This window comes from Burkholderia sp. WTPI3 (assembly GCF_021483755.1).
Classification (GTDB): domain Bacteria; phylum Pseudomonadota; class Gammaproteobacteria; order Burkholderiales; family Burkholderiaceae; genus Burkholderia.
The window spans coordinates 1-17804 of sequence record NZ_JAGIXF010000059.1; the positions used below are offsets into that span (position 1 = coordinate 1).

Genomic DNA, 17804 nt, shown 5'->3' on the forward strand with positions numbered 1-17804 from the left:
GCGCGCCGTCCGCATACGAATAGAAGCCGCGCCCCGACTTGCGCCCGAGGAAACCGGCGTTGACGAGTTCCTGCTGGATCAGCGACGGCGTAAAGCGCGGATCGTTGAAGTACGCGCGGAACACCGACTCGGTCACCGCGAAGTTCACGTCGTGGCCGATCAGGTCCATCAGCTCGAACGGCCCCATCCGGAAGCCGCCCGCGTCGCGCATCACCGCGTCGATCGATGCCGGCGTGCCGCCCTGCTCGTTCAGCACACGCAGCGCCTCCGCGTAATACGGGCGCGCGACGCGGTTCACGATGAAGCCCGGCGTCGATTTCGCCATCACCGGTTTCTTGCCCCACGCGGCGGCGGTGTCGTACAGCGCCCGGGCAATCTCGGGCGCCGTGGCAAGCCCGCTGACCACCTCGACGAGCGCCATCAGCGGCGCCGGATTGAAGAAATGCAGGCCGGCCACGCGCTGCGGCGCGCGCAGCCCGGCGGCGATCGACGTGATCGAGATCGACGACGTGTTGGTCGTCAGCACGCAGGTATCGTCGACGTGACGTTCGAGCGTCGCGAAGATCTCGCGCTTCACGTCGAGCCGCTCGGCCGCCGCCTCGACGATCAGCGCGACGCCCGCGAAATCGGCCAGCGCCCGCACCGCACGGATCCGGCTCCCGGCCGCCTCGGCCTGCGCCGGCGCCATCCGGCCCTTCTCCGCAAGCCGCGCGAACTGCGCGCGGATCCCGGCGAGCGCCTTGTCGCAGGCGGCTTCGTTCAGGTCGTACAGCAGCACCGTATGGCCTGCGGCCGCCGCGACCTGCGCGATGCCCGCGCCCATCGCGCCCGCGCCGATCACGCCGACGACCGCCGACGGCGCCAGCGCGCCCGAATTCACCGAATGTGCAGAAGAAACAGCCATCGCTTGCGATCCGTCATGAAGTGGAAGTGCGAGCAATTATAAACCGACCGGTCGGTAGATTTATGTCAGGGTGAGCCCGAATTTGTCGTGCAATAGACCGTTACGGAAACTGCAAAAACAAAAAATCGAACGATCGGGGCACTTTTTGCAAACCGAAAGGTCAATGAAAGCAATCTAATGTGAGATAGTAGCCCCCGAACGCCTGATAAAATTCGACAAACCGCCGGATTTCAGGGGGAAACCGCGTGTCACAGCTACCGCTGTCGTCCATGGCCCGCCGCCCGTCCGGGGTCGGATCCAGGCTTCGGCCTGCAGGTCGTCACGTACCGGCCCCCCGTCATCGGCGGCCGACCGCATCGAACCGTTCCAGTTTCATCCAGCGACGGGCTTCGGCCCGCCCGCGCCCCTCGCCGCCTCATCGCGGCGAACCCCAGGCAGCACCCGCTCATTCGTTTCATCGTCCTCGTTCGGCGGATCATCCGGCCGGGCTTCGTCAACCCGTGACGGCGCGTCGCGCGCCGCCACCCGCATAGGAAACCGTCCATGCCGCTCTCGTCCAACCAGCTCCCGCGCTGGACCCTCTGGGCCCCGCTTGCCGCATGGCTGGTACTCGCGCTGTCGCGCGTCGTGCCGGCCGAAGGCCTTGTCATCGCGCTGTTCGCCGCCGCCCTCGCCGGCGCCGTGTTCGCCGCGGTCCATCACGCCGAAGTCGTCGCGCACCGCGTCGGCGAGCCGTTCGGCACGCTCGTGCTCGCGGTGGCCGTCACCATTATCGAAGTCGCGCTGATCGTGTCGGTCATGCTCGGCGCCGGCCCCGAGAAGTCGGGCCTCGCGCGCGACACCGTGTTCGCCGCCGTGATGATCATCTGCAACGGGATCGTCGGCCTCTGCCTGCTGGTCGGCGCGTGGAAGCACGGCGAACAGGATTTCCAGGGGCGCGGCGCGAGCAAGGCGCTCGCGGTGCTCGCGTCGCTGTCGGTGCTGTCGCTCGTGATGCCGAACTACCTGAGCGCCGCGCCGGGCCCGTTCTTTTCGAAATCGCAGCTTGCCTTCGCCGGCGTGTCGTCGCTCGTGTTGTACGGCGCATTCGTGTTCGTGCAGACTGTGCGCCACCGCGACTACTTCCTCACCGGGCACGACAGCGCGAACGAATCGGTCCACGCGGCACCGCCGAGTAGCCGCACAGCGGTGATCAGCATGGTGCTGCTGTTCGCAAGCCTCGTCGCGGTCGTGCTGCTCGCGAAGCTGCTGTCGCCGGCCGTCGAGCACGCGGTGATGAAGCTCGGCGCCCCCGAAGCCGCGGTCGGCATCGTGATCGCCGCGCTCGTGCTGCTGCCCGAAGGGCTGGCGGCCGTGACCGCCGCGCGCGCGAACCGTCTGCAGACCAGCATGAACCTCGCGCTCGGCTCGGCGCTCGCGAGCATCGGGCTCACGATTCCGACCGTCGCGGCCGTCTTCATCTGGGTCGGCCAGCCGCTCACGCTCGGCATCGGCGCGATGGAAACCGTGCTGCTGTCGCTGACTCTGCTGGTCAGCACGCTGACGCTCAGCCAGGGACGCACGACGGTGCTGCACGGCGTCGTGCACCTGTCGCTGTTCGCGGCCTACCTGTTCCTGTCGATTACCCACTGACGCAAAACGGCGCGGGGCCCGGCGAACGCGCCGCGCCGAAGCCCCGCGCATCGCTTCACCTACCCCTGCGTCGCTTTCCCGCTTCACGCGGAAACCACGGCACGCCAATAACGGGCTTGCGCCGGCCGCCAGCAAGGCCGAGCGCAAGGGATGCGAGCAGCGGCCTCATCGTGCCGGGACGCAAGCGAAAGCGTGGCGCGTCGTCCGGACGCGGCTTCTCGAACAGCCCGGTCTCGCGCTCCGGATTCTTTGCTTCGGCGCGCAACGCGGCGATGCTATCCGCGCATTGCCGCTCCGCCCGGCACTTTTGCGCGAGCGCGTCAACCGGCGTCTCGATCGGATTCGCGGCCATTCGCGGCATTCGGATCGAATCCGTACAGCACCGCCGGGTTGTCGACGAGAATCGCGCGGCCGACCGCATCGTTCGCCGTGCATGCGTGCAACCAGTCGAGCAGGCGCGCATCGTCGGGCACCGGCACGGCGTTCGGGTGCGGCCAGTTGCTGCCCCACACGCAGCGCGCCGAATGCGCGTGCGCGAGCACGGTCGCGAGGCGTGCGACGTCGTCATAACCCGGCGCACCGGATTGCGACGTCTCGTAAGGCGCCGACAGCTTCACCCATACGTGGCCGCAATCGAGCAGGCGCCGCAGCGCGACGAACGCGGGTGCATCCGGCGCAACCGGCGTCAGGAACTTGCCCGTATGATCGATCACGACGCGCGCGGGCAGCGACGCCAACGTTGGCTCGACGTCCGGCAGCGTGCGGCCGTCGAGCTGCAGGTCGACGTGCCAGCCTAGCGGCGCGATCCGTGCGGCCATCCGTTCCAGTTCGTCCCATCGCGACGTGCCGCCCGACAGCATCATGAACCGCACGCCGCGGATGCCCGCCGCGTGCAGCCGCTCGAGTTCGACGTCCGGCACGTCGACCGGCACCGTCGCCACGCCCCGCGCCTGCGGGCCGAGCGCGGCCAGCGCAGCGAGCGTGCAGCGGTTGTCGAAGCCATAGCCGGTCGGCTGCACCACGACTACGCGCGCAAGACCGAGCGCTCGTCGCACGCGCCGATACGCCTCCACCGGCGCGTGCGGCGGCCGGAACGTCGCCGTCGGCGCGAGCGGATACGCATCGTCGTAGATGTGGATATGGCAATCGCACGCGTGCGACGGCTGCAGGCCGTCGTCGTCGTCGCGCGTCATCGTGCGTCGCCCTGCACGGCGGACGTGTCGGTCGAACGCCAGCGTTCGAGCCGCGTCGCATGTGCCGCGTTGACCGCGCCATTCGGCACGCGCCCGTCGAGCAGCGCGGCGAGTTGCTCGACCGTCTCCAGCGCCTGATGCTCGACCGCCGGCCGCGTCAGCCCGCCGATATGCGGTGTGGCGATCACGCGCGGATGCGCGGCAAGTCCGGGAGTCGGCATCTGGTCCGCCGCACGGCCGACATCGAGCGCGCAACCGGCCAGCCGGCCGCCGTCGAGCGCCTCGGCGAGCGCCTGCTCGTCGACGAGCTCGCCGCGCGACGCATTAACGAAGCACGCACCGGGCTTCATCGCGGCGAACGCACGCGCATCGAACAGGTTCGCGGTTGCCGGCGTCGCCGGCGCGAGGCATACGACGTAATCGGCATCGCGCAGCAAGGTCGCCCAATCGACCTGTTCGAGCGACGGCGCGTCAACCCGCGCGTACGGGTCGTTCACCAGCACACGCATGCCGAGTGCGGTCGCGATCGGCGCGAGACGGCGCGCGATCTGTCCGTAACCGATCACGCCCAGCGTGCTGCCGCGCAATTCGCGGCCCATCAGCGGCACCGGCGGTGCGCCGCGGTGGTACGCGTTCGCATAGCCGCCGATGCCGCGCGCGAGGTCGATCATCGCGCCGATCACCCACTCCGCGACGGCCGGTCCGAAGCCTGGGCTCGCCTGCGTGACCAGCACGCCGGATGCGCTCGCCGCACCGACGTCGACGGTGCGGATGTCGACGGCGCAGCGCAGGAACGCGGCGAGCGCGGGCAACCCCTCGAACAGCGCGCGCGGCGCCGGCGTCTGCCGGTACGCGATGATCGCGTCGCATCCGTGCGCGGCGGCGATCAGCTCGTCCGTGCCGAGTTCGCGGTCCAGCGGATTGCACGTGACGTCCGCGATCGCCTGCAGCGCGCGCAGCGCCTTCGCGCCGAAGTAGTGATCGAGCATCCCCGACGGATGGGTGACATAGACGCGGGTCATGCCGGGCCTCCGTCAGCGTCCACTGCACGCGGCGGCGGCGCAACCGACGCGCGCTCCACGAGCGTGACGCCCGGAAACACGCACTGCCCGGGCACCGACGACGCATCGCCGTCGTGCCGCATCACGCGTCGCACCATTTCCGCGGCCATGTCGGGGACGGGCAACTGCACCGTGGTCAGCGCCGGCGACGAAATCGCCGACAGGAAATGACCGTCCATCCCCACGACCGACACATCGTCGGGCACCCGCAATCCGCCGTCGCGCAGCCCGGCCATCAGGCCGAGCGCGAACAGGTCGTTGACCGCGACGATGCCGGTCGGCCGCGCCGGGTCGGCCGCGAGCGCGGCGCCGAGCGCGCGCCCGACGTCGACGATCACCGCGTCGCCGTATTCGTTCGCCGGGCCGCCGTCGAGCACGTGCGCGTCGACGCCCGCATCGCGCGCCACCGCCAGAAAGCCGCGAATCTTGTCGCTGCGGCTCAAGGTGATGCCGGCCACCGTCGCGAACGCGAGCCGCGTATGGCCGGCGGCCACGAGGCAGCCGGTCGCGAGCCGCGCGGCCGCCTCGTTGTCGGCCGTCACGTGATCGACCTGCGATTGCTCGCCGGGCGTCGCGCGGCGGTCGTAGCTGACGACCGTCATCCCGCGTTCGGCCGCGCGCTCGAGGTGGCTTTCGTCGGCGAGCGACGAGATCACGATCACGCGCCGCACGCCGTGCGCGAACAGGTCTTCGAAGAACGACGCCTCCTTGCCGGCATCTCGATACGTGTTGCCGATCAGTACGCGATGACCGTACTGTTCCTGCGCACAGGCCTCGATCTCGCGCGCGATGTAGCCGTACATCGGATTCGCCATCGACGGCACCAGCAGCCCGACGAGCGGCGTCTGCCCCGTCTTGAGCTGGCGTGCGAGCGTGCTCGGCCGGTATTGCAGCGCGTCCATCGACGCCTTCACGCGTTCGAGCGTCTCGGGCTTCATCTGATCGGTGCGGCCGTTGAGCACGTTCGAAACCGTGCTGACCGAAACGGCCGCATGACGGGCCACGTCCTGAATCGTACTCATGTCGTCTTGCATTGAACGGGCTACAGGCCGAAATGGGCCGGCAGCCACAACGAAAACGCCGGTGCGAAGATCAGCGCCACCAGGGCGGCGAACAGCACCAGCAGGTATTTCACCATCGGCCGCGCCACGCGCCCGACCTCGGTTCCCGTGATCGCGCAGGTCGTGAACAGGCCGAGCCCGACCGGCGGCGCGAACAATCCGAGCCCCATCGCCACCACCACGACCGTGCCGAAGTGCAGCGGGTTGATGCCGAGCTGCAGCGCGATCGGCGCGAGCAGCGGCCCGAAGATGATCAGCGCGGGCGCGCCTTCGAGTACCGCGCCGAACACGATCATCAACAGCGCCGCCAGCAACAGGAATGCCGTCGAGCCGTACTGATGGGCGAACGCGGTCATTGTGCCCGAGACGAGCGCCGGTATCTGCTCGATGGACAGCGCGAACGACACGCTCGACGCCGCCGCGACGATGAACAGGATACCGCTCGCCATCGACGCCGCACGCACGAACACGCGGCCGACCGAACGCCAGGTCAGTTCGCGGAACGCCGCCCAGCCGACCACGAGCGCATAGACCACCGCGAACGCGGACACTTCCGTCGACGTAGCGATGCCCGACGTCACGCCCTTGCCGATCATCGCGACCATGATCAGCGCGACGAGCGCGCCGCCCGTGAGCGGCAGCCATGCGCGACGCTCGGTGAACACTGAGTCGATGTCGATCCGGCGTCCGCAGATCACGGTCACGACGGCCAGCGACGCAGCCAGCACGGCCGCCGGCACGATCCCCGCGAGAAACAGCCCCGCGATCGAGATGTTCGCGACGAAGCCCATGATGATCATGTTCACGCACGGCGGAATCGTCTCGGCCATCACCGCGCTGCACGCGAGCAGCGCCGCGGTTTCGTCGGGGTCCTGGCGTGCGCGGCGCACGGCGGGCATCACGACGCCGCCTACCGCCGCGATGTCGGCCAGCTTCGAACCCGATACGCCGGAAAAGCACGCCGTCGCGAAGATCACGATCAGCCCGAGCCCGCCGCGCACGCGGCCGAACATCCGCAGCAGCAATTCGACAAGCCGCGCGGACATCCCGTTCGACTCCATCAGCAGGCCGGCGAGAACGAAGAACGGCACCGCGAGCAGCACGAAATGATCGGCGCCGGCCATCACCTGCTGCGAGTAGACGAGCAGCGGCAACGTCGGATCGGCGAGGAAATACAGCAGCGCCGAGAAGGCGAGCACGAAGCCGATCGGCACGCCCAGCACGAGCCCGCCGACGAAGCCGGCGATCAGCAGCGCCCCCGGTGCGATCGCATGCTCGGGCTGCAGCGCATTCCAGCCGTACACGGCACCCGCAAGCATTGCGCAGCACGCGAGCGTGCCGATCACGCGGCGGCGCGGCGCGTTCAGTGCGTTCGCCAGCGCGAACACGCTCATGAACAGCGCGCCGAACATCATCGGATACACGTTGATCCAGCCCGGCAGGCCACCGGTGGTCAACTGGTCGTACGAGTCGCCGAGCAACTGCCACGACGACACCAGCAGGTTCAGCGAAACCGCCGCGACGATCCAGTGCCCGATCTGCACGAGCGCGCCCTGCCAGCTTGCCGGCAGCCAGCCGCGGAACAGGTCGATGCCGACATGCTGGCTGCGCCCCAGCACCGTCGCCGCGCCGAAGAACACCAGCACGATCATCAGCGCGCTCGCGACCTCCTCGGCCCAGTCGACCGGATCGTGAAGGAAATAGCGGAAGATGACCGACACGAACACGACCAGCACGTCGGCGGCCAGCACCGCCGCCGACACGTATTCGATCCAGCGCATCGCCGCGTCCAGCGTGCGCGACGCGACGCGGGCCGGACGGCTTGCGCCGGCAGCCGGCGTGGCGCGCGAAACGGAACCGGTATCCATCGCTCAACTCCGCGCGGCGGCGATCGCCGGAAACAGCGACGCGGTCGCCGGATACTGCTTCGCGAACGCGACGTAGAGCCGGTCGTGCATCGCCTGCCGCAGCGCCGTGCGCTCGGCGTCCGCCATCGGGTGGAACGTCATCCCGTGCTGCTTCAGCGCCTGCTCCGCCTGCGCGGCCTTCTGCGTGGCAATCGCGCGCTGCTGCACGGTCGCATCGGCCACCGCGCGGTCGAACGCCGGGCGCAGGTTCGCGGGAATCCGGTCGAGCGCGCGCCGCCCCATCACCACGGTCATCGCCGCGAACACGTGGTGCGATTGCCAGCACGATTTGACGATCTCGTCGAAGCGGCTCGCGAGCACGGTGGCCGGATCGTGCTCGAGCCCGTCGACGACGCCCGTCTGCACGGCCATGTACAACTCGCCGAACGGAATCGGCGTCGGCACCGCGCCCATCACCTTGAAGGTGTCCATGAACGCCGGCGTCGGCAGCACGCGCAGCTTCGTGCCCTTCACGCCCTGCAGCGCCGTCACGGGTTGCTTCGTGAATACGCAGCGCCCGCCGAAGTGCGAGCCCCACGTCAGTACCGAACAGCCCGAGCGCTTTTGGAGGAGCGCGTTCAGGCTGGCGCCGACCGGACCGTCGAGCACCTTCGCGACGTGCGCATAGCTGTCGAACAGGTAGCCGAGATCGAGCATGCCGAGCTCCGGCGCGACCGTCGCCCAGATCGACGACCCCGCGATCATCATGTCGATCGCCCCGATCTTCACCTGCTGCGCGACGTCGCTCTCCTTGCCGAGCTGGCTGTTCGGAAAGTAGTCGATCCGGATCGCATCGCCGACGCTCGCCTTCAGGTTCGCGGCGAGGCGCTCGTACCACACGTAGTGCGCGGCGTTCTGGTCGGCCGGCATCGACGACGAGCAGCGCAGCGTCACGGTCGGCTGTGCCGCGCGGGCGAGGTTCGGCAAACCGCCCGCGACCGCGAGCGTGGCTGCGGACGCCGTTTGCAGAAAGCGCCGCCGGGTGAAGGTAGTCATGGACGTCTCCTTTGCGATTGCGCCTCCCGGCGCACTGTATCGATTTAGTGTATCGATACAGTAATACGACGACCGACGAGAACAAAATGAGGGTTTCCCCTGTTTGCGGATGAAAATTCGACGGATGCGGGGCTATTTCCGGCCCGAACCCGGGATGGAACGCAGGATCATGCGGCTTCTGGCGCCGCGGGCGCAGCGTCCGGCCCAATCGCCGCCCATATCGTCAGACAACTGACTTTCGGTTGAGACTCGGGCGTTACACGATTCCGCCGTCCGCCCCCTCCGTCAGAAACCGCTCGACCATCGCGTTAAACACCGGCAGCGCCGGATTGTCGTTGTCCGCGCGCCAGGCGAGGTACAGTTCGGCCGCCACGTCGACGCCCGCGAGCGGGCGGAACACCACCCCGTCGACATGCAGTTCGCGCGCGGATGCGGGCACGAGCGCGGCGCCGAGCCCGGCACGCACGAGGCCGAGGATCGTGTGCGTCTGCCCGACGTAATGCAGGTAGTTCGGCAGGCGCCCGGCGCCGGCGAACATCCCCGAGATCATGTCGTGGAAGTACTTCCCCTCGTTCGGCGAATACGCGATGAACGGCTGCCGGTCGAGTTCGTCGGGGCCGATCCGTTCATATGCGGCGAGCGGTGCGCCCTGCGCGACCGCGACGAGCATCGGCTCGCGCTGCACAAGCCGGTATTCGAGCGGGTGGCGCGCGGCACGCTGGCGCACGAAACCCGCATCGAGCATGCGCGACGCGAGCGCGTCGATCTGCACGGTCGACACCATCTCGCGCAGTTCGACATCGACGTCAGGCAATGCGTGCGCCGCATGCGCGAGCAGCACCGGAATCATCCGGTATGCGCTGACGGCCGTGAAGCCGAGCGTGATGCGCCCCGCGCCGCCATGCGCGACGCGCTGCGCGGCCTGTTCCGCCCGCGCGGAAAATTCGAGGATGTGTCGCGCATCGCGCAGGAAGCGCTCGCCGGCCGCGGTCAGCCTGACCTGCCGGCTGCTGCGTTCGAGCAGCGCGATGCCGAGCGCATGCTCGAGCAACTGGATCTGCCGGCTGAGCGGCGGCTGCGTCATGAAAAGCCGCTTCGCCGCGCGACCGAAGTGCAGTTCCTCGGCCACCGCGACGAAACAGCGAAGCTGGTTCAGTTCAATCATTCAATTATTGAATCAATCGATAGTCGTTTGATGTTAGACGGATATCGATACGATTTCTATACTCGGTTGCACCTGATGCGCGGCCCACGCCGCGCACGACGACCGAGACTTTCATGACCATCGATATCCTGCTCACCCAGCCGCTTCCCGACATCATCGACGCCGAACTGTCCGCCCGTTACGCGGTGCATCGCCTGTATGCGGCCGACCAGCCGGACGCGCTGCTCGATCGTGTCGCGCCACGCATCCGCGGCGTCGTCACGGGCGGCGCGAACGGGCTGTCCACCGCGTTGATGGACCGGCTGAGCGCACTCGAAATCGTCGCGATCAGCGGGATCGGCACCGACGCCGTCGACCTCGAGCGCGCCCGCACGCGCGGCATCCACGTCACGACGACGCCCGACGTGCTGACCGACGACGTCGCCGACATGGCGATGGGACTGATCCTGATGACGCTGCGCGACCTCGGCGCCGGCGAGCGCATCGTGCGCGCCGGCCGCTGGGGCAAGGCCGCGCAGCCGCTCGCGACGCAGGTGACCGGCAAGCGGCTCGGCATCGTCGGCCTTGGCCGCGTCGGGCGCGCGATCGCGCAACGCGCACAGGCGTTCCGGATGCCCGTCAGCTATTTCGGCCCGCGCGAGCATCGCGACAGCGGCTATCGCTACGAGCCCGACCTGATCGCGCTCGCACGGGACAGCGACGTGCTGGTGCTGGCGGCATCCGCGGATCACGGCAACGTGCTGGTGACGGCCGACGTTCTCGCCGCACTCGGTAGAAAAGGATTCCTGATCAACGTCGCGCGCGGCAAGCTCGTCGACGAAGCCGCGCTCGTGCGCGCGCTCGCCGACGGCACGATCGCCGGCGCCGGTCTCGACGTGTTCGCCAACGAACCGCACGTGCCGGCCGCGCTGCTCGAACTCGAGCGCGTCGTCGTGCAGCCACACCGCGCGAGCGCCACGCACGAGACGCGCGAAGCAATGGGACGCATCGTGCTCGCCAACCTCGCCGCCTGCTTCGCGGGCCAGCGGCCGCCGACCAGCGTCACGCGCTGATCGCGACACGCCCGCCCGCACGACAACACCAAACCGGATGCCTCCGCACGACGGAGGCCAGGAGACACGCATGTCCAATCGATCCAGCGGCGGCGCAGCCGCCACCGCGTCGCCCGCGTCGCCCGCCTCACCCACTTCCCCCGCCGCATCGCGCACGATCGGCCGTGTCCGCTATACGGTGCTCGCGTTGATCTTCGCGGTCACCGTCGTCAACTATGCGGACCGCGCGACGATGTCGATCGCCGGCACCGGCGTCGCGCACGATCTCGGGCTGACGCCCGTGCAGCTCGGCATCGTCTTCTCGGCGTTCGCATGGGCCTATGCGATCGGCCAGATCCCGGGCGGCTGGCTGCTCGACCGCTTCGGCGCGCGCCGCGTGTATGGCCTGAGCCTGCTGCTGTGGTCGGTCTTCACGATGCTGCAGGGCACGGTCGGATGGTTCGCCGTGCAGGGCGTGGCGGCGACGCTCGCGTTGTTCGCGATGCGCTTCATGCTCGGCCTCGTCGAATCGCCGGCGTTCCCGGCCAATTCGCGCATCGTCGCGTGCTGGTTCCCGACGGCCGAGCGCGGCACCGCGTCGGCACTGTTCAATTCCGCGCAATACATGGCCGTGGTGCTGTTCACGCCAGCGATGGCGTGGCTCACGCACACGCTCGGCTGGGAGCACGTGTTTCTGTGGATGGGGCTGCTCGGTGTCGCGCTGGCGGCGCTGTGGTTTGCGTGGTATCGCGAGCCGCACGGCCATTCGCGCGTGAGCGACGCCGAGCGCGACTATCTGCGTGCACACGGCGCGCTCGTCGATCTGGAGGCGAATCGCGTCCGTCACCGCGCACGCGTGTCGTGGCGCGATGCATCGCAACTGTTCCGCCACCGCAACCTGTGGGCGATCTATATCGGTCAGTACTGCATCACGGCGCTCACCTACTTCTTCATCACCTGGTTCCCGATCTACCTGATCAAGGGACGCGGGATGACGATCATGGAAGCGGGCTGGGTCGCCGCGCTCCCCGCGCTCTGCGGGTTCACGGGCGGCGTGCTGGGCGGCGTGCTGTCGGACTGGCTGATCCGGCGCGGCGTGCATCCGTCGAAGGCGCGCAAGACACCGTTCGTCGTGGGAATGTCGATGGCGACGCTGCTCGTGCTCGCGAACGGCGCCTCGTCGAACACGGTCGTGATCGCGCTGATGACGATCGCGTTCTTCGGCAAGGGGCTTGCGGCGGTCGGCTGGGCGGTGCTCGCCGATACCGCGCCGGAAGGCATGGTCGGCCTGAGCGGCGGCGTGTTCAACGGCCTCGGCAACATCGCGGGAATCGTCACGCCGCTCGTGATCGGCTACTTCGTCGCGCACACCGGCTCGTTCGCGGGCGCACTGTGGTTCGTCGCCGCGCACGGGCTGATCGGCATCGCCGCGTACGCGTGGCTCGCGGGCCGCTTCGAGCGGATTAGCGTGACGCCGGACGCATGAGCGTCGGCACGCCGCGCGATCCTGCTCGCGCGGCGATCGCGCACCGTGTTATGCGCGGTGCATGGCCGGCGCCTCCCCGACCGCCAGCCGGTCGAGTTCGCGCAGATCGTTTTCCAGCGCCGGCGTGAGCGTCGTGCGCAGGTGATCCAGGAACGTGCGGATCTTCGCGTCGAGATAGCGGCGCGTCGCATAGACGGCATACACACTGACCGTCTGCAGCCGGTACTCGGGCAACACGCGAATCAGCCGGCCCTCGCGGATGTCGTCGAGCACGGTGTACAGCGCGACGCACGCGATTCCGCGCCCGGCCCGCACCGCGACGCACAGCGCGTCCGGCACGTTGACCTGGAACGGCGCCGGCTGCAGTTCATACACCGCCTCCTCGCCGTCGTTGCGCTCGAGCCGCCACTCGCTGGCCGGCGACGCGGGCGTATCGAGGCGCAGGCATACATGGTTCGGCAGGTCTTCCGGCGTCTTCGGCGTGCCGTGGCGCGCCAGATAGTCGTGCGATGCGACGAGCACGCTGCAACTCGTGCCGCAAGTCTGCGCGACGTAGCCCGAATCGGGCAACTGCGACGCGGTCACGATCGACACGTCGTAGCCTTCCTCGACGAGATTCGGCATCCGTTGCGCGAGCGTCAGCTCGACCGACACGTCCGGGTTGTCTTCCTGGTAACGCACGATCGACGACACGACGTGACTCTGCCCGAGCCCCGTCATCGCATGGATGCGCATCTTGCCGCTCGGCCTCAGCAGCGCGTTGCGCGCCTCCGCGTTCGCGTAGTCGATTTCGGCGAGGATCGATTTCGCACGCTCGAAATAGCGTTCGCCGCTTTCGGTGAGACCCAGATGGCGTGTCGTGCGATGCAGCAGACGCGTCTGCACGTGCGCCTCGAGATTCGATACCGCGCGCGACACCTGCGCGGTGGTCGCGTCGATTTCCTTGGCGACCGCGGTAAAACTGCCGGCTTCGACAACGCGCACGAACAGGCGCATGTTTTCGAGCATGTCCATTGAATTGGCTTGGGGAGTGTCGGTGGAGAAAAGGCGGCGGCGTTCGCGTCAGAGCAGAAACGGGACGCGCGCGCGAACCACGCCAAAGCGATCACCGTGCCGTGAAACAGGCGTGAGAGCGGGCATCGCGTACGTGGTTCTGACATATCGGGGGATTCGGTGGGCCGAATTGTACGCCGCTGCAGACAAATTTGCGCACTCATGCGGCCTTCAGGCTTTCATCCGACGAAAGGTTCTCGCAAGACACGTGCGTCGCGCGCCTGCACCGTCTTGATGAGGCGCGACAATTTGTATCACAACGCGATATAATTCCGCGCTTGTCCGCGATGCGCCAGCTCGCGCCGTCATTCTTACCGCTTACCCGTCCATGTCGTCAGGCCCCTCCCCATCGCGCCGCACATTCCGGCAGTGGCTGCACAGCTTCATTCCCCATCCGATGACGCTCGGCTGGCGCGAACGCATGCGTTCGTGCGCGGGGGCGCTCGTCGGCATCGCGACGGTCGGCGTCACGATGCGGCTGCTGCCCGGCGTGCCGGGCCTCGTGCCGCTGCTCGTCGCACCGATGGGCGCGTCGGCCGTGCTGCTGTTCGCGGTGCCCGCGAGTCCGCTCGCTCAGCCGTGGTCGATCGTCGGCGGCAATCTCGTCGCGGCGACGGTCGGCGTTGCGTGTGCGCAGTGGATCGCGGATCCGATCACGGCCGCCGCGGTCGCGATCGCATTCGCGATCGGCGGCATGTTCGCGCTGCGCTGCGTGCACCCGCCGTCGGGCGCGGTTGCGCTGACCGCCGTGCTGGGCGGCCCGGCGATCCACTCGCTCGGCTTCGGCTTCGTGGTCGAACCGATCGCGTTGCAGTCCGCGATCCTGCTGTCGGCCGCGCTCCTGTACCACGCGCTGACCGGCCACCGCTACCCGCACGGCGGCGTGCGACCCGACGCGAAGCCGCAAGCGGGCACAATTGCGCCGGCACGCGGCAGCTTCACGCGCGGCGACCTCGACGCGGTGTTGAAGCGCCGCGGCGAATGGCTCGACGTCGATCCGGACGACCTCGAAATGTTGCTGCGCGAAACCGAAATGCAAGCGTATACGCGCACCTTCGGCCAGCTCACGTGTGCCGACCTGATGACGAAAAACGCGATCGAAGTCGCGCCGTCGACGCCGGTGCCGACCGCGCTCGCGCTGCTCGAGCGCCATCGCGTGAAGGCGTTGCCGGTCGTCGACGGTGAGGATCGCCTGGTCGGCATCGTCACGCGCGCCGACCTCACGCGCCAGTTGCGCCGCCCGACGCCGCTGTGGCAGCGGCTGTCCGCGCGGCTGCCGCAGTCGTTCGGCGGCCAACCCGCCAGCGTCGCGACCGTGATGACGCGCGACGTCGCGTCCGTGCCGCAGACCATGCCGATCACCGCGATGGTGCCGCTGTTCACGCATTCGGGCCACCACCACATCCCGGTCGTCGACGCATCGCGCCGGCTCGTCGGAATCATTACCCAGACGGATCTCGTCACCGGCCTGTATCGGCAGACGCAGATGCTCGACGCCGCGTAACGCCGGCGCAATCTACAATGCAGATCTTTTCGCGAAAATTCGGCCATTTATATCATATTGTGATATATTTAATGCTACCGAAACCGCCTGCCCGACCGACTGCAATGACCGACACCCGACGTGCACTGACCAAAAGCGATTTTCAGCAACTGTCCGAGTTCCGCTACCAGATGCGCCGTTTCGAGCGCTTCTCCGAACGCGCCGCGCAAAGCGAAGGCGTGACGCCGCTGCAATACCTGCTGCTGTTGCACATCAAGGGCTACCCGCACCGCGAATGGGCAACCATCGGAGAAATCGCGGAACGCCTGCAGGCGCAGCATCACGGCGTCGTCGCACTGGTGACCCGCTGCGAGGCGCTCGGCCTCGTGAAGCGCAAGACGAGCGAAGCGGACCGCCGGCAGGTCGAGGTTCACCTCGAGCAGGCCGGTGAAACGCTGCTGGCCCGCCTCGCGGCGATGCATCGTGCCGAGCTGACATCGCTCAAGGGCACCTTCCAGGTTCCGCAGATCGATTACTGACCCAAGCTTTACCGACCTTTTCAATTCCGATGAACGCACCACACAAACGCGATTTCTCGACCAACGAACGCCTGCCCAGGATCGCGTTGCTCGCTGCCGTGATCGGCTTGCTCGGCACGCTGGCGGCGTTCCTGCTGTTGAGCCTGATTCACCTGTTCACGAACCTGTTCTTCTTCCAGCAGCTCTCGTTCGCCGACCGCTCGCCTGCCGACAACACGCTCGGCGCATGGGTGATCGTCGTGCCGGTGATCGGCGGGTTGATCGTCGGGCTGATGGCGCGCTTCGGTTCGGAGAAGATCCGCGGCCACGGCATTCCGGAAGCCATCGAGGCGATCCTGTTCGGCAAGAGCCGCATGTCGCCGAAGGTCGCCGTGCTCAAGCCGCTGTCGTCCGGCATCGTGATCGGCAGCGGCGGCCCGTTCGGTGCCGAAGGCCCGATCATCATGACGGGCGGCGCGCTGGGCTCGCTGATCGCGCAATGCGTGCACGTGACCGCCGCCGAGCGCAAGACGCTGCTCGTCGCCGGCGCGGCCGCCGGCATGACGGCCGTGTTCGGCACGCCTGTCGCCGCCGTCCTGCTCGCGGTCGAGTTGCTGCTGTTCGAATGGCGTCCGCGCAGTTTCCTGCCCGTCGCGCTCGCGTGTGCGGTGGCTGGTTTTGCGCGCGCCGTGTTCTTCGGGGCCGGCCCGCTGTTTCCGCTGACGACTGCCGCGCCGACGCCCGTCGCGCTACTGTCGTGCATTGTCGCCGGCCTTCTGTCGGGCATGCTCGCATGCGGCCTGTCGGCTGCGCTGTACCGCGTCGAAGACGGCTTCGCGAAACTGCCGGTGCACTGGATGTGGTGGCCCGCGCTAGGCGCAGTCGTGATCGGCGTCGGCGGCTGGCTCGAGCCGCGCGCGCTCGGCGTCGGCTATGACGTCATCGGCGACCTGCTGCACCAGCACATCGCGCTGAAGATCGCGCTTGCGCTGCTGATCGTGAAGGCCGTGATGTGGGTGGTCGCGCTCGGCTCGGGCACGTCGGGCGGTGTGCTCGCCCCGCTGCTGATGCTCGGCGCGGGCCTCGGCACCGTGCTGTCGCCGGTGCTGCCCGGCGGCGATCCGGCGCTATGGCCACTCGTCTGCATGGCCGCGACGCTCGGCGCAACGCTCGGCGCGCCGCTGACCGCGATCGTGTTCGCGTTCGGCCTCACGCACGACGCGAACGCGCTGCTGCCGCTGCTCGCGGCAACGCTCGTCGCGCACGGCTTCGCGACCGTCGTGATGAAGCGCTCGATCATGACCGAAAAGATCGCGCGGCGCGGCTATCACATTTACCGCGAATACGGCGTCGATCCGCTCGAGCGACATGACGTGGGGGAAGTGATGACATCCGCCGATGCGCTCGTCGCGATCGACGGCGCAACGACGCTCGACGCGGTCGAGTCGCAGTACTTCGGCGCGAAGCAGACGCACCGTGCCTACCCGGTTGTGCAGAACGGCCGCCTGCTCGGCCTCGTCGATCGCGCGACGCTCGATGCGCAGCGCGCGCAAGCCGGTGCCGGCGCGACGCTCGCGAGCGCGTTCGCCGATCGCGCACCTGCTGTCGCGCTCGCACACGAAACGTGCCGCGTCGTCGCGTCGCGCCTCGCGATGCTCGGCCTCGAACGCCTGCCGGTCGTCGACGATCCGCAATCGCTGCGCATCACCGGCATCGTGTCGCGCAGCGACCTCATCAAGCCCGCGCTCCAGCACTTCGACGACGAGCAGAAGCGCGAACGCTTCCGTCCGGTCGTGCCGGCCAACCTGCGCGACATCGGCATCCGCAGGCCCGGCTGACGCCGGCAGCGTGCGCGGTGCAGCGTCGCGCACCGCGCTCCCCCCTTCACTCCGACTCACGAAACGGCGCGCACCGCGCGCCGTTTTACATTCCGCGCGCTCCGTGTTTAAACTTCGTTGACAATTCAACGGACGAAAGTTTGTCATCATGGAATGCATGCGACGGGGCCACCATTCAGCCATTCCACTTCGGCAGCCAATAAAGAAGCGTCGCGGCGCAACATGCGAAGACATGCAGCACGCCGCGATCGTCGATTCGCCACACCGCCGGACAGCGAGCAGACCACACGGCGCATGACGTCGTCCCCGCGTCCTCCGGCTCGTTCGGGCCGCGCACGACGCATGTCGCACCGCCATAAAACGCACAGCACTCGAGCTGTCGTCCGGCAAGCGCATTAACAACTTGTTTCCGATTCGCCGGAACCGCGCTCGCTCGATGCAATCTCACAGGCACGCAGTTATGCTGCGCATCCCAC

At 68.1% G+C, this 17804-nt stretch carries 15 protein-coding genes; 6 read left to right on the forward strand and 9 right to left on the reverse strand.

What is annotated here, in order from left to right; genetic code table 11:
• The coding region (locus J7024_RS26175) for a 3-hydroxyacyl-CoA dehydrogenase NAD-binding domain-containing protein (protein ID WP_234745596.1) at nt 1–904 on the reverse strand (904 nt) is incomplete at its 3' end.
• A gap of 543 nt (nt 905–1447) precedes the next feature.
• On the opposite strand from J7024_RS26175, the gene J7024_RS26180 reads away from it, so the two are divergent.
• Entirely contained in the window at nt 1448–2536 is a 1089-nt protein-coding gene (locus J7024_RS26180; protein ID WP_124825343.1) for a calcium:proton antiporter, read from the forward strand.
• Between the two features lie 55 nt (nt 2537–2591).
• Here J7024_RS26180 and J7024_RS26185 read toward each other — a convergent pair whose 3' ends face one another.
• The 7 genes from J7024_RS26185 to J7024_RS26215 form a co-directional block, all read right to left on the reverse strand.
• Nucleotides 2592–2888 carry a hypothetical protein gene (locus J7024_RS26185; RefSeq protein ID WP_124825344.1) on the reverse strand — a complete coding sequence of 99 codons (297 nt, stop codon included), beginning with the start codon at nt 2886–2888 and terminating at the stop codon, nt 2592–2594.
• Nucleotides 2857–3729 carry an amidohydrolase family protein gene (locus J7024_RS26190; protein WP_124825345.1) on the reverse strand — a complete coding sequence of 291 codons (873 nt, stop codon included), beginning with the start codon at nt 3727–3729 and terminating at the stop codon, nt 2857–2859. The genes J7024_RS26185 and J7024_RS26190 overlap by 32 nt, the downstream gene beginning before the upstream one ends.
• Nucleotides 3726–4751 (reverse strand): NAD(P)-dependent oxidoreductase, encoded by a 1026-nt coding sequence (locus J7024_RS26195; RefSeq protein WP_124825346.1) that lies wholly within the window; start codon nt 4749–4751, stop codon nt 3726–3728. The genes J7024_RS26190 and J7024_RS26195 overlap by 4 nt, the downstream gene beginning before the upstream one ends.
• On the reverse strand, nt 4748–5824 hold the full coding sequence (locus tag J7024_RS26200; protein ID WP_124825347.1) for a LacI family DNA-binding transcriptional regulator: 1077 nt from the start codon (nt 5822–5824) through the stop codon (nt 4748–4750). Before J7024_RS26200 ends, J7024_RS26195 begins: the two co-directional genes overlap by 4 nt.
• 8 nt (nt 5825–5832) lie before the next feature.
• Complete coding sequence (locus J7024_RS26205) at nt 5833–7719, reverse strand: TRAP transporter large permease (RefSeq protein ID WP_175769919.1); 1887 nt, start codon at nt 7717–7719, stop codon at nt 5833–5835.
• A gap of 3 nt (nt 7720–7722) precedes the next feature.
• A complete protein-coding gene (locus J7024_RS26210) occupies nt 7723–8754 on the reverse strand; it encodes a TRAP transporter substrate-binding protein (RefSeq protein WP_175769918.1) in 1032 nt (343 codons plus the stop codon).
• 256 nt (nt 8755–9010) lie between these two features.
• On the reverse strand, nt 9011–9919 hold the full coding sequence (locus J7024_RS26215) for a LysR substrate-binding domain-containing protein (RefSeq protein WP_124825350.1): 909 nt from the start codon (nt 9917–9919) through the stop codon (nt 9011–9013).
• 113 nt (nt 9920–10032) lie between these two features.
• Here J7024_RS26215 and J7024_RS26220 point away from each other — a divergent pair, with 113 nt between their 5' ends.
• Together J7024_RS26220 and J7024_RS26225 are read left to right on the forward strand one after the other, a co-directional pair.
• Nucleotides 10033–10971 (forward strand): 2-hydroxyacid dehydrogenase, encoded by a 939-nt coding sequence (locus tag J7024_RS26220; protein WP_124825351.1) that lies wholly within the window; start codon nt 10033–10035, stop codon nt 10969–10971.
• Nucleotides 10972–11041: 70 nt separating this feature from the next.
• Nucleotides 11042–12436 carry an MFS transporter gene (locus J7024_RS26225; protein WP_175759973.1) on the forward strand — a complete coding sequence of 465 codons (1395 nt, stop codon included), beginning with the start codon at nt 11042–11044 and terminating at the stop codon, nt 12434–12436.
• 48 nt (nt 12437–12484) lie between these two features.
• Here the strand turns inward: J7024_RS26225 and J7024_RS26230 are convergent, their stop codons facing one another.
• Nucleotides 12485–13450, reverse strand: a complete 966-nt coding sequence (locus tag J7024_RS26230; RefSeq protein WP_124825353.1) for a LysR family transcriptional regulator — start codon at nt 13448–13450, stop codon at nt 12485–12487.
• Nucleotides 13451–13817: 367 nt separating this feature from the next.
• Between J7024_RS26230 and J7024_RS26235 the strand changes: the two genes are divergently transcribed.
• From J7024_RS26235 to J7024_RS26245, 3 genes are all read left to right on the forward strand, one after another.
• The gene (locus J7024_RS26235; protein ID WP_124825354.1) at nt 13818–14993 is read left to right on the forward strand and encodes an HPP family protein; all 1176 of its coding nucleotides are present in this window, start codon (nt 13818–13820) and stop codon (nt 14991–14993) included.
• Between the two features lie 104 nt (nt 14994–15097).
• On the forward strand, nt 15098–15511 hold the full coding sequence (locus J7024_RS26240) for a MarR family winged helix-turn-helix transcriptional regulator (RefSeq protein WP_124825355.1): 414 nt from the start codon (nt 15098–15100) through the stop codon (nt 15509–15511).
• A gap of 29 nt (nt 15512–15540) precedes the next feature.
• A complete protein-coding gene (locus tag J7024_RS26245; RefSeq protein WP_175750441.1) occupies nt 15541–17328 on the forward strand; it encodes a chloride channel protein in 1788 nt (595 codons plus the stop codon).
• Nucleotides 17329–17804 lie beyond the last annotated feature (476 nt).

Coding starts and splice junctions, on each gene's coding strand:
- J7024_RS26195 (WP_124825346.1), bottom strand. CDS start 4,751: ATGACCCGCGTCTATGTCACCCATCCGTCGGGGATGCTCGATCACTAC.
- J7024_RS26210 (WP_175769918.1), bottom strand. CDS start 8,754: ATGACTACCTTCACCCGGCGGCGCTTTCTGCAAACGGCGTCCGCAGCC.
- J7024_RS26235 (WP_124825354.1), top strand. CDS start 13,818: ATGTCGTCAGGCCCCTCCCCATCGCGCCGCACATTCCGGCAGTGGCTG.
- J7024_RS26230 (WP_124825353.1), bottom strand. CDS start 13,450: ATGGACATGCTCGAAAACATGCGCCTGTTCGTGCGCGTTGTCGAAGCC.
- J7024_RS26225 (WP_175759973.1), top strand. CDS start 11,042: ATGTCCAATCGATCCAGCGGCGGCGCAGCCGCCACCGCGTCGCCCGCG.
- J7024_RS26190 (WP_124825345.1), bottom strand. CDS start 3,729: ATGACGCGCGACGACGACGACGGCCTGCAGCCGTCGCACGCGTGCGAT.
- J7024_RS26185 (WP_124825344.1), bottom strand. CDS start 2,888: ATGGCCGCGAATCCGATCGAGACGCCGGTTGACGCGCTCGCGCAAAAG.
- J7024_RS26220 (WP_124825351.1), top strand. CDS start 10,033: ATGACCATCGATATCCTGCTCACCCAGCCGCTTCCCGACATCATCGAC.
- J7024_RS26240 (WP_124825355.1), top strand. CDS start 15,098: ATGACCGACACCCGACGTGCACTGACCAAAAGCGATTTTCAGCAACTG.
- J7024_RS26200 (WP_124825347.1), bottom strand. CDS start 5,824: ATGCAAGACGACATGAGTACGATTCAGGACGTGGCCCGTCATGCGGCC.
- J7024_RS26205 (WP_175769919.1), bottom strand. CDS start 7,719: ATGGATACCGGTTCCGTTTCGCGCGCCACGCCGGCTGCCGGCGCAAGC.
- J7024_RS26245 (WP_175750441.1), top strand. CDS start 15,541: ATGAACGCACCACACAAACGCGATTTCTCGACCAACGAACGCCTGCCC.
- J7024_RS26180 (WP_124825343.1), top strand. CDS start 1,448: ATGCCGCTCTCGTCCAACCAGCTCCCGCGCTGGACCCTCTGGGCCCCG.
- J7024_RS26215 (WP_124825350.1), bottom strand. CDS start 9,919: ATGATTGAACTGAACCAGCTTCGCTGTTTCGTCGCGGTGGCCGAGGAA.